Here is a 16,384-nt window from a genome sequence, read left to right as displayed (position 1 = left end):
GAGTTATCGATTCAATTACAGCATCATCATCTAAGCGATCGCCTCCCAACCGACGCCTTCAAAGCGGAAGAAGCCAGCGGCCACTTGATTCGCGATAACAATATCTCTTTCAATAATAGAGTTGGTGAAGAAATGAGCGCCTGTATTGATATTGGAGAATCGATAAACGTCCGTTGCCAAGTCTGGAATAGAGTCCTCTAAAGCATAAAAGGCAACACCTTCATCTCGAAACACCCCTGCAGCTACTTGATTAGCTTGGACTGCCGCAATTTCATTTGTATCAGAGGTAAAGAAATGCCCATTTGTTTGTTTGTTATAAAAACGACGAACAGCTTTTAATCCATCACTGGGAGCATTACCCGCTAAAAATATTGCACCATTTGTCGCTACTCCTGCTTCTTCCGTGAAAATTCCTGGATTAGCTCGGAAGACAGCAATCTCATTAGGATCCGATGTATACAAATGAGACCCTGCATCTTTACGGTAGAAGCGATAAACTTCTGTCGTCATCCCAGTTAAAGGATCAAATTCAGGGATGTCAATTTCAAAGACATCTTCCACAATGCCGCCTTTACCGTCATCTCCCGCAATCGTAATTTCAGCACTACCAGTCTGATTGTCTTGATAATCAAGAATGAGTTGACCATTATCGATAGTGGCAATGACTAAGTCGCTATTACTATTGCTAACAATAGAAAAAGTGATCTCATCTCCATTCTCATCGCTAAAGACATCACTGAGATTAATAACGCTATTCTCCGCACCTTCCTCAATGGTTAGATCCGCTAAAGGATTGGTGACTTCTGGTGCATTGTTTGCAGGAATGATGTTGATCGCAAAAGTATTAGTCCCAATATTGCCATCGACTCCATCGAAAACAGTGAAATTAAAGCTATCGATGGTATTTGCTGTTCCATTATTTATATAGCTGAGTAAATCATTATCTATATCGTCCTGTGTAAAGGTTCCATTGAGCGTGAGAGCGACATTATTTAGCAAAAGATCTCCGTGATTAGGTAGATCAGTTACGGTGAAGGTCAGTTGCTCTGGTGTATTGTCGGCGTCTGTAACTTGTAGTTCATCAGCGGTAATGGTTGCAGTCATATCTTCATTAACATCAAGTGACTCATTCACACTCAGAACTGGTAGCTCGTTAGAGCTACGAACGAAGACAGATGCTTGAGCTTCTTCTGGGCCTTGTTGGCGGTTGCCAGCATTATCTATAGCGACAACGTAGAACTGATAAGTTTTGCCTAGTTCACCGAGGTAGGTGGCTTCGGTGAGCTGGGTGTCTTCGAGCCAAGGGATATACTCGCCACCGTTTTCGGAGACATAGACGGTATAGCCCGCAATGCCAGATCCGTTATCGTCATCGGTACCTGTCCAGCTGACGAGAAACTCGGGAACATCGGAGGTGGTGGGCAGAACATCGATTGTGCTACTTGGTGCTCCTGCATCGATGGTATTGAAGATGGGAGGTGTGTCGATAGGAGCTTCAGTGTCGAAGACGATGGTTGCTTGGGCATCGATGACTGCACCTGTCTCGACATCGTCATCGACCTGAATGGTATAGGTGACAAAGCCTTCGCCAATAGCCTCTTCATCGTTAGGTGGTAGAAAGCCAACGAAGGCATCATTAGTTTTTTGACCAGTTTCGGGGTCAATGGTGGTAATCGTCCAAGTGGCAACGCCTTCGATGACATCGATGCGGGCAACAACATCGACTAAGAAGCCATATTCTTCGGTAAAGTCGATGCGTTCTTGGTAGAAAGATCGGTTTTCGGGAATCTCGAAGGTGAAGTCGCCCCAACCAAAGCTACCGAGGCGGAAGGTACGCCAGTCGAGATCGGGGTCAAGGGGATGGGTGATGACAACTTCTTGGGCTGCTCCGGTTGCCTCTGGTAGATTTTCGAAGCGGATGATATAGGGCAGAGTAGTTTCAGCAGTGAGCCAGTTGTCATCACCGATGCCAGAAGGACCGATGATATCGTTAGGGTCAATTCCAGAGAGAAGATTTGAGAATGCTCCAGATAAATATCTATATGCCCAAGTATCCCAAAGACGATCAAAATTAGATGCAATATATAGTGATCCCTTTCCTAATAGATTTCCTAAAAGTAAAGCGCCACCTATACCTGCAAATAAAGGCGCGGCAGGCGCAAGACCAAAATATAAACCTCCTACATATCCAACTTCTAGCGCTGGAAAAGCGGCTCCAAGTGTTTGTAAGGCAACTGTTAGACCTCCTATACCAAGGGCACCATTTCTGGCATCTTGAAAACCACCTAAATTTTCGTATTCTTCAGGACTGGATTGAACTCCATAAATGAATCCAATACCAGCAGAAACTGCAAGAACCGTTCCCACACTAAGGGTGATAACAAATTCACCTTCTGGATCAGAATAGTTAGCAGGACTATTATTTGCATACTTGTAAAGGTTGGGGCTTCCGCCCTCAAAGCCACGAGGGTCATTAGATACAAATCTTCCCAATTGAGAGTCGTAGAAGCGGGCGCGCATAAAGTCAAGGTTACTAGTTGACTCCATAACTCCATATTGACCAATAAATTCAAATGGATTAGCAATCTGCTCTTCATCAGTTAATCGAATTCCAAACGGTGAATAGCTATATCGGTTAAGAATTTCGCCAGATGAGTCTGTTAACTGGGCCGTTGAACCAATTGCATTAAAGTTATAAAAAGAGACAACGCCGCTATTATTCGACTGACTTTCTAAACCCAATCCATGTACATATTGGACAGCGTTATTTTCATCACCATAGTATTCGCCAACAACATTACTCAATCTTGGGGAACTGAGTGGAGAGTATAAATCAACTAAGTTGAACAGAGGATTGTCCGATTGGAAAGTTGGTAACTGTAGTAAGCCAATTGGATCCACTAAGTAGTCAATTCGTTCTCCATCGCTAATGCTGGCAACACGATTACCCAGGGCATCATAGACATATTCTGTAAATACGCCACCAGGCTCTTCAATGCTTACCAAACGGTTAAAATCGTCGTAATTAAAGGTCGATTGTCCATCATCATCGACTTTGGAAATTAAATTACCATCGGCATCATAGTCATAGACAACGGTGCCTGCGCTAGTGTACTGGTTCAGATTGTTAGCAGCATAGTTGGTCGTTTCACCATTAACGATAGTGCGTCGCCGGTTGCCACTGGCATCATATTCGTAGGTGATGTTCTGATTTTCAATCGCTGGATTCGTGGACTCAAAGACCGCTCCAGACAATTGTCCCAGTGCATCGTAGGTATAACTCCAATTACCATCTATGTTGGTGACACCAGTTTGCAGTCCGAGATCGTTGTAGATGTATTCAAAGCTGGAGTTGGTAGAGCCATCGGGTGCATAGTGAATTAGTTTGACCAGGCGGCCAGCATCGTCATACTGATAAGAGGTGTAAGTTCCATTGCCTTTATCTTCTCGCTCCAAACGACCTAGCGCATCGTACTGATACTGCACAATCAGACTATCTGTTACATCTCTCAGTTGATCTAACCGACCAGCATCGTCATATTGGTAATTAACGACGTTACCATCTTGGTCTTCTAATCGAGTGCGACGTCCGGCACCATCAAATTCATAGGCTAGAAAACGACCATTAGGATAATCAATTCGCTCCAGAAAGTTAGTTTCAGAGTCATAGGTAAAATTAATACTGCTGTCGATACCATCTCGACTTTCGGCGGCAACAGTTAGTTGTCCTAGGTCGTTGTACTGGTATTCAATGTAGTCACCATCCTGAAAATCAATGCGGGTTATTTGACCCCGGTCATTATGCTCAAAGTCGATAGGGATATTTCGCCGATTCGTATATCGTTCGATGTTGCCTTGGGCGTCGGAGACAAACTTCTCTACTGAACCATCTGCATAGGTAATTGCTTCTAAATTGCCGCGATCATCATAGCTATATTGGACAGGATTACCATTTTCATCAGTAACACTAGCTAGATTGTTGAAGGCTGAATCATAGGAAAACTGAATATCGTTTCCGAGTGGGTTTGTCTGACGAATAAGGTTCCCAAAAGCATCATAGCCATAGTCTAGAGTGGCACTATCTGGTCCTTGTAATCCAATGAGGTTACCGCGAGCATCGTACTGAAGCTCTAGAGTATTCCCAAGAGGATCGTTGATCTGACTAACCTGTCCCTGAGCATTCAAAATCAGTTCCGTCTCGACACCATTCTCGTCAGTAACAGTAATGCCGCCTGTGGAATTGTAGACATAGTTCAGAGTAGATTCCCCGTTTGTCAGACTTTGGGAAATGATTCGTCCGCGACTGTCATATTCAAACTCGACAGAAACACCTGTTGCATCTGTGAATTTAGACAGCAAACCGTTTTCATACTCATAGCTGATAGTGCCTGCAGGTGTGGTGACCTGACTTAAGAATTGGCCTGTCGGGTCATAACCAAAAGTAGTCTGTACACCAGCGTGATCGGTTGCTATTTCGATACGACCAAAGGCGTTGTAAGTGTAATCTATAAAATCACCTGTAGAGAATGCCAAGCGAATAAGACGGTTATTTTGATTAGCATCACGAACAAAGGTGATTTGATTATTGTTAGGATCTTGCACGCTAACGATGCGACCATCACCTTGGAAAGTCGTGATTGTGCCATCCAATTCCCGTAGTTGATAACCACTACCGACTTGCGTAAGGACACCATTATCTCCCGGTTGCCCTTGGTAGCTCCCATCCGTTTGCTGTTCAAATAATCGCAGCACACCGTTGTAATCAATGACTACATTGCCATCTTCATCTTCCAGAACTTGCACATCGCCAATAAAGCTTTGCCCTTGCCCTAAAGAACCTATGCGTAGTTGTTGAGCCAGTGCTTGATATTGACTGACCTGCTGTAACTCAGCAGTCAAAAGCTCACCAATATCGTTAGTTGATTCTCCCAGTGCTGCTAAGTAGGTGGCATTCTCTGCGACTAATTCTTGGAAACTAGTGGTATCGTCACCAATCTCTGCGACGAAGTTATCGTAGACGACATCCCAAGCCGCATCTGAATAACCTAAAGGCTTAAACGCATCTTTGAAATCCAACCAGTTGATCGCGAGATCCTCTTCTAAGGCACTGGCAAAGAATGCAATTGGAGGGCTTGAAACGGGTCCTCCGCTGCCCTCTCCTAGATCTATGGTAGGGACAAGTTCTTGAGGGATAGTCTCATCAGATAGAACATGTCGAAAAGCGAATGAAACATTGCCACTATCCCCGGGGGCAAGAATCCCTGCTGGACCATCAGAATTTATACCAAGGAATTGAATGGGCTGCTTCGTAAAGTCTTCATCTGATAGCGCAATCTGACTTGTGAAGAATCTTCCATCACTGGTCTGAAAACTCGAAACTCTCTGCTCGGCTAACTCCGCATAATAAGCATCAATAGCCAGAACAGGAGCCGTAATATCCGTTTCACCGGTATTGGTATAGATAACTTGTACTGTTCCCGATTGTCCTGGTCTTACCGCTTCAGGACTGATAACTTGAACCTGTAAATTGCCAACTGGCCCGTCATTAACAGTAAAGCTATCGTCTAAAGATGTAACGACATTCCCATCTGCCACGACTACATCATAAAGACCTGTCTCTAAACCCTGTAAGTCGAAAGTTGCCCAAATCTCAGTCTCATCTTTCCAGATTAGATTCGTGGCTTCTCTCTCAGTGCCATTGTCGGCGATGACTTTCGCAATAGTATCCGGAGTGAATTTTGCCCCTTTTAGAGTGAGTGTTACTTGTCCTTTATTGCTACCAGAGTCAGAGCCAATATCACTCAAGGAGAAGTCCAGCACATCTGCTGTCAGACTAAAACCTGCGCTGCCCTCCGGCACTTGTGTCCCAAATGCCTGAATGTAGTAAGTACCGGCTTTTGTATTAGGGAAAACAAGCTCCACATCTGAGCCAAAGGGATTCGTTTCACTAAAGTCAAACTCACTTCTCGTTGGCACGTCACCATAGCGGATGGCAAGGGTATTAGTCGCAGAGGCAGAGTCACTATCTAGTTCAACCTTTAGGATTTCCCCTGCTGCCACATCCACGCGGTAATAGGTAGATTGACCATCAGCTAAAGTGCTTTCAACCGTATTGCCTAAGGTTAAGGCAGAAATATCCGTTGTAATCTGCTCCGCCGACACCGCCACATTATTCGTTTCATCTACCTCTGCAAAGGTATTGCGGATATCACTGCGCACAATGACGTGATAATCCCCCGGCAATACTCCTGGTAGGGTAACGGTTAGATCCTGCGCATAGGATTCTCCATTCCCTAATGTTTCTGAAACCTGAATCTGTCCCAGCACTGCATCACCAATATCCCATTGGTTATCAGCAGAGAGATAAACCGTATCAAACCAGGTACCACTAATTGTGGCTGTACCTTCGTTGGTCACTGTGTAGGAAATAGTTGTGGCTTCACCTGAAATACTAGTAGCGGGAACTGCGATGGTTCCTACTGCTAAGTCATAATCATCTGGCGGAATCGGCAACACTTGGATCGCAGTGCTATCGAGGGTTACATTGTTCGTCCGATCAGTGTCATTAAGTCGCTCCGTACTATCTGTGACCACAAAGGCATAGAGCGGCCCTGATAAACCTACTGACACATCGAAAGATTTGGTAACTTGGTAGCTTTCTCCCGCGCCCAAGCCAGTACGTTCTACGGCACCTAGATAATTGTCCGTATTAGGGTCAAACACCTGATCCTGAGACAAGTACACTGCGTCATACCAAGTACGGCTCCCTATTGCCTCACCGTTATTTTGGACTGTCCAGGAAATCTCGAGAGGTTGACCACTATTGCCATCACTCGGTGCTTCTACTGCTACTACACTTAAATCGACAGGTAGCTCTACTACATCGGGATCAATCGTTTCAACAGGAGGAAGTTCAGGATCCGCTGTTTGGAATGCGACTACTCTCGTTGCTTCAGCAGTGCTGGCGATATTCCCTCCTTCAGTCGGTTCCGTAACTTGGTTGCGGCTATCCGCTTCCACAAAGACATAAAAGTCCCCTTCTGCATTCGGCGGCACAATAAAGGTTTGCTGCGCAGTATATTCCTGGCCGGACTCTAGGGGATTGGTATGACGGATTTCTCCGAGCAGAATGGCATTATCTTTATCTAGAGTAGGATCACTAGAGAGATAAACATTGTCGTACCAAACCGTGCTGTCAGTACTACCAACACCAGTATTCTCTACAGTCCAGCTTATCGTTAGGAATTCTGCACCTCGGGCAACCGTTGGACTATTGACTGCTGTCACTTCTAAGTTAGCGAGGCTCTCCGATAATTCCGGCAGAGTCACAGGCAACCCATCGGAAGCATTGTTATCTTCCTGAGCCGCTTCATAGACATTATTTCTGGCGTCAGTAACTACAAATAAATATTTATCGCCTGCAAAAGTATTGGGGAAAGTCACCAACTCATTGCGGGTATAGCTCTCTCCAACATCTAGTAAACCTGTCTGGTTAAAGGTTGCTAAAATCTGGTCGTCTTCATCTCCAAGTATGTCGTTGTCAGAAATAATGACACGATCAACCCAGCTTGTAACGGACGTATCTCCGGTTCCTTCGTTGGTTACTGTCCACTCAACTCGCGTGGCTTGTCCTGCCTCAGCGGTGGCCGGGGTATTGGCGTCGGAGATCACCAAATCAGCTGGTTGAGAAGTAATCGTAATCGTCTGGGAAACTAGATTTGGACTTACATCAGCATTAGAGCCTTCTGCGACATCATCCAGCTCAAAGACAGCATTATTACTGTCAGTAACCACAAAGATGAAATATTCGCCACTCACTTCATTTGGCAAAGTCAATGACACCGAGTTTTCATAGGTAGTCTCTGGATCGAGACGACCAGAATGAGTTACTTCCCTAAGTTTTAAAGCTGTATCAGGGTCAAAGTCTGGTGTGCTTGAAAGATAAAAGGCATCCTGCCAGGAAGAGTTGGGCGTAGTTGTAGAACCATCATTAGTAACTCGATAATTAATAACGAGGCTGCGACTCGCTGTCGCCCCAGTAGGAGCTGCTAAAATCTCAACCCCTAGATCTGGAGGTGGTGTGAGGTTAACCTGAATCGGCGTTACTGTATGGTTCTGATTATTATCTTCGAAGCCTCCTTCAAATACTGCATCTCTAAGGCTACTGGAGCCAAAAGACACTCCATAGAGGCCTGGGTTTGGTTGTAAGACATCAGTCTCCGCAATTACGAAAAAGTTGCCGCTAATGCCTATAGGAAGGGTGACGTTTTGAGTTTTGGTATAGCTTTCTCCACTAGTTAGAGGACCGTCATAACTGAAGGTTCCTAACAAAATATCTTCTGAGTCTAATTCTTGATCCGCGGATAGATAAAGCTTGTCTTGCCATGAGATATCTAATGGATCCCAAGCATCGCCAAAACCAAAAGACTCAGTAAGTGTCGACTGGATAAAAAATCCCAGACCATTGTGACGTAACGTTGTTCCTATACCCTCATTTGAAACAGTCCAAGTAATTGATGTAGTTTCTCCAGAAAAGCCTTGGGTAGAGGCTTGAACATCTAAAACTTGTAAATCTGGCGGTGGCGTTAGGTTGACCTGCGTTGAAGCTCCAAGACCAAGATTGTCGGTTCTGTCTGACTCTAGTAATCGACCAAGTCCATGGTGTCTACCTGCGGACCATTCTTCGATATTGGAGTAGACAACAAAGTAGTAGTTCCCATCAAGTCCTTCTGGCAAAGTGACTTCTAAGCTACTGCTATAACTTTGACCTGGTTCCAGATAGCCTGCATTTTGGATTTGCCCTAGGAAAATATCCGTTGGAATGGGAAGTTGATCTGGACCAAGCTCTGTTCTTGGTTCTAAGGAAAGCCAAACTTGGTCGTACCATTCACCTGCAGCACCAGTTCCAGCATTGGTAACCGTCCAGTTAACCACCGTTGACTGATTAGAAAATGCCTGAGCTGGAGGCGTGACGCTACTAATCTGAAGATTCGGGATCGTTGGTTGGAGAACAGTAATGGCCTGATCACTTATCGCCGTATTATTTGCATCGCTTTGCTCAAATAGCTGATTGTTGGCATCCGTCGTAACAACAATGTGTTGGTTGCTCTGAATATTACTGGGGATGGTAATCGTCTGAACTCGTTCCAATGATTCCCCAGCACCAATCGAGCCATTAAACTCGAAGGATGCCAGCGAGATATCCTGACCGATTGCATCATCGCTAGAGGCGTAAACAGTGTCTGTCCAAGTCCCACTTGCAGGTCTACCGCCTTGATTTGTTAGCGTCCATTTGATTTGGACAGCTTGCCCAGCGACAGTTTCGGTTGGGACAACAATGGCACTCACTACCACGTCAGGTAAATCCGTAGGCAAGGTAAGGTCAATTACTGCATCGCTAGCGGTGACGTTATTTACTTCATTTGTTTCGGGGCGATCGCCGAGGCCATCAGTTTCTACTAGTAAGTAATAGTTACCCGGTGCAGTGCTCGTATCCAATGGCAAAGTAACCGTGGCGTTCTGGGTATAATCTTGACCCGGATCAAGAACCGTAAAATTATCAATCGGTTGGGTAAATAACAGACGATCATCCGCACTTAGAGCCGTATCCGTAGAAAGATAGAGGCGATCGCTCCAACCGGCAAGCGTAGGCACATCACCTTGGTTACTTACTGTCCAGCTCAGCTCAATATCATCCCCTAAAGTTCCTGTTCCTAGGGCCGAAGTTACTGAATTAACTTGCAGATCAGGCCCATCGAAGTCAGGATCTGTAATTGATAAGATCAGCTGATTATTTTCAAAGAGAGTCTCAATTTCGTAGTCAACTGCATCGCCAATTAGACCTTCAACAGTAATGTTGGCGAAATCTCCTGTAAAGGAATCAAACGTTGCCACGGTAAAGGTCTCACCCAATAAAGGATTAAACCCATCGATAAAGCTAATATTTAAAGTGCCATCAAAATTAGCATTACCGTCAATATTTAGGCGATCAACCGCTGTTACTTCACGCCCTCCAATCTCAAAATTGATCGTACCTGTAGCAGATTGTGTGTAGTTCCCCACAAGGTTTAAAGTGCCTATCCCAACCCCTGGATTGATTTCCCCGGAACTACTTATACTTGCGTTCAGTAGACCGAAACCTTCTAGAGATCCTCCCTGAATATCTAAAGGTGATGATGCACTTAGTGAGCCTCCAGCAAGGCGTGTGATTCCTGCAGATTGAGTAAAGCCACCAAGAAGAGATAAAGTGCCACTCTGGACATCAACACCACCTATATTATTCACTTGAGCTTCAATGGTGGCTGTACCGTTGCCCGCAGATTTACGTAGGGTTCCAGCATTGTTGATAACAGGCACTGCACCGCTGTCAAAATAGTGCTCTAGGTACAAGTCACCTTGAATATCAAAGACCGCAGTGCTGGTATTGTTCCAGGTCGCACCATTCCAGGCTTGGATCTCCCCTGAATCCCAGATAGTGGTGCCCTGGGTTTCTAGAATCCCACCATCGAAGTTTTTATTCCCGCCTGTAGCCTTTAGAGTGCCGCCTTCAATGAGCTTGAGGCCAGTACTGTTGTATGTGCCCCCTGTCCAAGTCAAATTATCAAGTTCAGCATCACCTATCAGACTGCCGCCACTAAACTCCAATGTGCCAGAGGATGAGATTATCCCGTCTAGCGTGAGTGTGTTGGCATTGACTAGGACTTTGCCATCACCAGTAATTTGACTGCCATTGTTGAGAGTGACACCAAAAGTTGGGTTTAAGATGCCACTTTGGATATCAATGATGCCAGAGTTATTGAGCTGAGCCTGAATAGCGGCGGTACCAGCACCTCCGGATTTGCGCAGGGTTCCAGCATTGTTAATGATGGGCACTACTGTGTCACCGGTGGAGGCATTCTCGAAGGTGAGGCCATCCTGAATATCCAAAACCCCGGTAGCGGTGTTGTTCCAGGTTGCTGGAGTATTGTTAGTGCGAATTGTGCCACTCTGCCAATTCGTCTGCCCGTTAGTTTCAAGGATGCCAGCAAAAGTCTTGGTGCCTCCAGCAAGAGTCAAAGTGCCGCCTTCAATGAGCTTGAGGCCAGTACTGTTGTATGTGCCCCCTGTCCAAGTCAAATTATCAAGTTCAGCATCACCTATCAGACTGCCGCTACTAAACTCCAGAGTGCCAGAGGAGGAAATTGTCCCGTCTAGCGTGAGTGTGTTGGCATTGACTAGGACTTTGCCATTACCAGTAATTTGACTGCCATTGTTGAGAGTGACACCAAAAGTTGAGTTTAAAACGCCAACCTGAACATCAATAACGCCAGAGTTATTGAGCTGAGCTTGAATAGTGGTAGTACCAGCACTTCCGGATTTGCGCAGGGTTCCATCATTGTTAATGATGGGCACTACTGTGTCACCGGTGGAGGCATTCTCGAAGGTGAGGCCATCCTGAATATCCAAAACCCCGGTAGCGGTGTTGTTCCAGGTTGCTGGAGTATTGTTAGTGCGAATTGTGCCACTCTGCCAATTCGTCTGCCCGTTAGTTTCAAGGATGCCAGCAAAAGTCTTGGTGCCTCCAGCAAGAGTCAAAGTGCCGCCTTCAATGAGCTTGAGGCCAGTACTGTTGTATGTGCCCCCTGTCCAAGTCAAATTATCAAGTTCAGCATCACCTATCAGACTGCCGCTACTAAACTCCAGAGTGCCAGAGGATGAGATTATCCCGTCTAGCGTGAGTGTGTTGGCATTGACTAGGACTTTGCCATCACCAGTAATTTGGCTGCCATCATTCAGAGTGATGCCACCAGTGGGTCTCAAGAGGCCACTCTGAACATCAATAACGCCAGAGTTATTGAGCTGAGCCTCGATAGTGGCAGTACTATTACCCGCTGATTTGCGTAGGATGCCCGCATTATTGATAACTGGCACTGCACCGCTGCTATTCAAATGATCAAAAAATAGATCACCTTGAATATCAAAAACCGCAGTACTGGTGTTATTCCAGGTAGCACTATTTGAGGCTCGTATCTGACCAGCATCCCAGAGGGTGGTGCCTTGGGTTTCTATGATCCCACCGCTAAAATCTTTATTTCCACCTGTAGCCTCCAAGGTGGCGTTTGCGAGTAATGCTAGGCCAGTTCCGTTGTAAGTTCCCCCAGTCCAAATAGAATTTGACTCTACACCAATGTTGCCAGCCCCAGAAAGTAAGCCACCAGAAAGCTCAAATCCTCCTAAGCTGCCGGAACCATTTAAAACGAGGCTCCCTGAAAGAATCCTTAGAGGAGCATTGATCTCTAGATTACCTTCTACAGTTAAGCTCCCTCCAGAGATAGCTAAAGATGCTTCGGAGATAAGACTGCTGATAAAAGTATTACCGGTACGATGAGTCGTTTCGATGAGACCTTCAAGATCGATTAACACCTCATCCCCAACATTTGGAACAATATCGTCAGACCAGTTGTCTGCAATATCCCAAAATCCACCAACGACGTTATCCCAAATTCGCTGAGGCATTTTCTACTCCCTTATTTACATCTAAAGGTTTAGTTCAAGTGATAGATGTCAAATAAAAATAGACATCTAGTCAAAATTTGTGAAGCTGTTTGAAACTAGTTCTAAGGTGATTTTTCTTACATTAGCCATAACGTAAAGTAGCAGCCCCTACTTATAGGCATAAAATCACTAAGGTTTTAAAGCTCAATTTAGACCATGGTTAATAACTTGAAATCAGTATGTTGGAAACTTTAGAGAAAGTTATCGGAAAGTTATCGGAAAGAATTCTGTAAAAGCTTGTTTAATAAGGGTTACAAGCTTATGAAAGATCACATAAACTTATTTATTAAGTTTTAATTGACCATTTGTAGATTCATGAAACGTTCTCGAGGAGTAGCTTTGACTTTGCTGGGTAAATACAGACTAGAAACAGCAATTCAGTCTGCTCAAGATCGAGAACAGTGGGGTGGGTATTTCACCCAACAGCAGTTAGCTAAGCGTGCTGGAATTGTGTACAAGACAATAAAGAAAATCCGTGAGCGTTCTGGACCAGCAGATGTATCATCGCTCCAGAAACTTTTTAAAGCTTTTGAATTAACGCTAGAACCTCGGGACTATTGTCTTTATGATGCTGCCAAAAAAAAAATTCAGACAGCTTTATTCAAAACTGGTCGCCGAGATTGGCTTGAGGCAAAAAAAGTCCCCAACTTTCAGGGACGAAAAACTGAATTAGAGATACTAAGAAATTGGATCCTTGACGAACAATGCAAATTAGTAACATTGTTAGGAATGGGAGGGATTGGCAAATCAGTTTTAGCAGAGAAACTGGGGACTGAAGTGGCCTCCTATTTTTATGCGGCCATTTGGCTTGATTTAAGAGAAACACCCCCGATTGACCATACTTTGTCACGTCTTATTGAGTTTTTATCAGATCATACTGAAAGTAATATAGCGACGCCTTTCAGTAGCTCTCTTTCTAAGATCATTCACTATCTACAAAAAGAACGTTGTCTAATAATCCTAGATAACTTTGAAGCTCTTTTTAAAAGTGGAGAGTTTTCAGGTGGATATAAAGAATCCTATGAGAATTATGGAAAACTCATTCAACGTATTGGAGAGAGTGATCACCAAAGCTGCCTGATTATCACGAGTCGCGAAAAGCCCCAAGAAATATGCCAGCTAGAGCAATTAAAATATCAAGCTAGGACATTAGAAGTAAAGGGATTTTCCATAAGTGAAAGTAATCATTTTCTGATGTCTATTTCTGGAAGAAATGATGGTTTTTACTTGAGTAGAGTGTATAAAGCTTGTGGTGGAAATCCATTAATGATGATATGGGGAATAAATATTATCAGTGAGACTATTGAGCGAGAGTCTCCTCATTTTGATGTGAATCAGATAATCTTTTTCAAAAGCTCACAGGATTTATTAGACAAACAATTTAATTGCCTTACAGAAATTGAGAAAGAAATTCTTTATTGGCTTGCAATTAACCGTGAACCCATTTCTTTTGAGGAATTGAGAAAGGATTTTTTCCCTACACCTCAAGATCATAAAATCCTAGAGGCTTGGCACTCATTGATTAGGCGAAGTTTTATCGATCAGACAACCAGGAAATTTACGCTGCAAGCAGTTGTGATGGAGTATATTACATCGCGACTGATCCAAAAGATATCTCAAGAGCTTGCCAGCCAAGAGTTTAGGCTTTTCAATAAACTATCATTAACAAAAGCAAACATTAAAGATTATGTCAGAAGCAATCAGGTTCGTCTCATACTTGAGCCAATTATCGAACAAATTCAAGATTTTCATGTTTGCATACGTAGAACCCTCTCTACAATTCGTCAGCAACGCCAGCTAAGCGAGGGTTATGCACCAGGTAATCTGCTTAATCTCATTATCTGTAAACCTGATAATAGATATGAGTATGATTTCTCGGGTTTTACTATTCGACAAGCTTGTCTGAAAAACTCAAACCAAAATAGATTTATCTTTAGGAATTCTCTATTCGTTAGACCAGCTCTATCTGATAGTTTTGGCCTCATCTTTTCTGTCAGAATAAGTCCGGACGGAAATCACCTGTTTGCTGGTGGTAGCGATGGCACAATTCACGTCTGGAACATTCACACTAGAGAATATACTGCTTCATTACAAGGGCATTCTTCGTGGTTAAGAGCAATCGCTATGAGTGAGCACAATCGGCTTATTGCAGGTAGCCATGAACATGGAGAAATACGATTTTGGGATTTAGATACATTTCAACATTTAGAGACACTCAAACTCCAGGGAGGCTCTGTCTTATCCACTGCATTTAGTCCGGAGCAAGATATTCTTGCTGTTGGCTGTAGGGATGGTCAAATTCGTCTATGTATGATTGGAGAAAGGATTGAGTGTTTTCAAACCATCAAAGCCCATAGTTTAAGAATATTCTCTGTTCGATTTAGTCCTGATGGAATGCTTTTGGCGAGTGGCAGTCAAGATGGATGTATCAAGTTATGGAATACAACTAGCTATAAATGTGTAATCGAATTAGTAGCAGATTCATATGTATTTTCTGTTGCTTTTCACCCGAATGGTTCTCTTTTAGCGAGTGGTCATGAGGATAAGTGTATTCGCCTATGGAATCTTCACACAGGTCAATGTTTAAACTGCTTTCAATTGGAAGAATTTGTATTTTCTGTCGCTTTTAGTCCTGATGGAGAAATATTAGCAAGTGGCAGTGAAGATGGCAGTGTTAGGCTTTGGAGTGTTCAAGATAGAAATTGCATAAAAGTTTTTCAGGATCATACCCAACGCATTTGGTCAGTTGCATTTCACCCCATAGATAATATGTTGATCAGTGGCAGTGAAGATTGCAGCATCCGATTTTGGGATATAAAAGAACAAAAATGCTTACAAGTACTGCAGGGATACCCTTATGCACATTGGTCGTTAGCTTATAGTCCTAATGGTCAATTCTTAGCTACTGGTAGTGAAAAAGGAAATTTTTGCTTGTGGGATCTGAATAAAGGCGCATATATTCAGCCACTGAGACAGCATAGTAACGTTGTCGCTTCAGTTGCCTTTAGTCCCGATGATCATTTCCTAGCTACTGGTAGTGGTGATGGAACGATTTGCCTTTGGGATCTTAAAACGCTTGGTTGCATTAAAGTTTTTGCTTTTGAGGATGGTAATCATGCTCCAGCGTGGTCCCTTGATTTTAATAGAAGTGGCACGAGGCTAATTAGTGGTGGTGTTGATAGAAATCTAAGGATATGGGACTTAGAAAATTATCAGCTGTTGCAACGTTTATCCGGTCACAACGATTGGATTTGGAGCGTTACTTATAGTCCAGATAACCAAATAATTGCTAGTGGGGATGAGAGCGGACTAATAATTCTTTGGGATGGCAATAGTTTTCAGCAAAAGCATCAATTCCAAGCGTCTTCTGGAGCAATCCGATCAATTGCTTTTCATCCCAATGGCGATCGCTTTGCCAGTATGGGCGACGATGGGCAGGTTTGTGTATGGGACGTCAACACCCATCAATGCCTCGTAACTATCGAGAGTCATGAACATATGAATTTTTCAGTTGCCTTCAGTCCCGATGGGAAGTGGCTCGCTTGTGGAAGTTACGAAAATACTATTCGCCTTTGGAATACAAAAGACTATCAATGCTCTCAGGTACTCTCAGGACACAATGAGCCGGTATGGCTGGTTGCGTTTCATCCTCAAGGAAAGACCTTGGCAAGCGGGAGTCAGAACGGTCATATCTATCTTTGGGATTTTGAGGATGGTAAATGCACAGCTAATCTTATAGCTCCTAGACCTTACGAAAATACCAATATTACAGGTGTTAGAGGATTAACGACAGCACAACGCGCAGCAATGAGAAGTCTTGGAGCTATAGAGTCAGAAGAAGCAAGTTGAA

2 protein-coding genes are annotated in these 16,384 nt (G+C 44.0%); one reads left to right on the top strand and one right to left on the bottom strand.

What is annotated here, in order from left to right; all coding sequences use genetic code 11:
- Nucleotides 1–30: 30 nt before the first annotated feature.
- On the bottom strand, nucleotides 31–12,495 hold the full coding sequence (locus LEPTO7376_RS18705; protein WP_015135665.1) for a CARDB domain-containing protein: 12,465 nt from the start codon (nucleotides 12,493–12,495) through the stop codon (nucleotides 31–33).
- Nucleotides 12,496–12,849: 354 nt separating this feature from the next.
- Here LEPTO7376_RS18705 and LEPTO7376_RS18700 point away from each other — a divergent pair, with 354 nt between their 5' ends.
- A complete protein-coding gene (locus LEPTO7376_RS18700) occupies nucleotides 12,850–16,383 on the top strand; it encodes an NB-ARC domain-containing protein (protein WP_015135664.1) in 3,534 nt (1,177 codons plus the stop codon).
- The last annotated feature ends 1 nt before the right edge of the window (nucleotide 16,384 follow it).

Source organism: [Leptolyngbya] sp. PCC 7376, from assembly GCF_000316605.1.
Lineage (GTDB): Bacteria > Cyanobacteriota > Cyanobacteriia > Cyanobacteriales > MRBY01 > MRBY01.
The sequence above is the reverse complement of the archived record's forward strand: the minus strand, read 5'-3'. Positions and strand labels throughout refer to the sequence as shown.

Bases quoted from the DNA above. Each gene is read 5' to 3' on its own strand.
- LEPTO7376_RS18705 (WP_015135665.1), bottom strand. From the start codon at position 12,495: ATGCCTCAGCGAATTTGGGATAACGTCGTTGGTGGATTTTGGGATATT.
- LEPTO7376_RS18700 (WP_015135664.1), top strand. From the start codon at position 12,850: ATGAAACGTTCTCGAGGAGTAGCTTTGACTTTGCTGGGTAAATACAGA.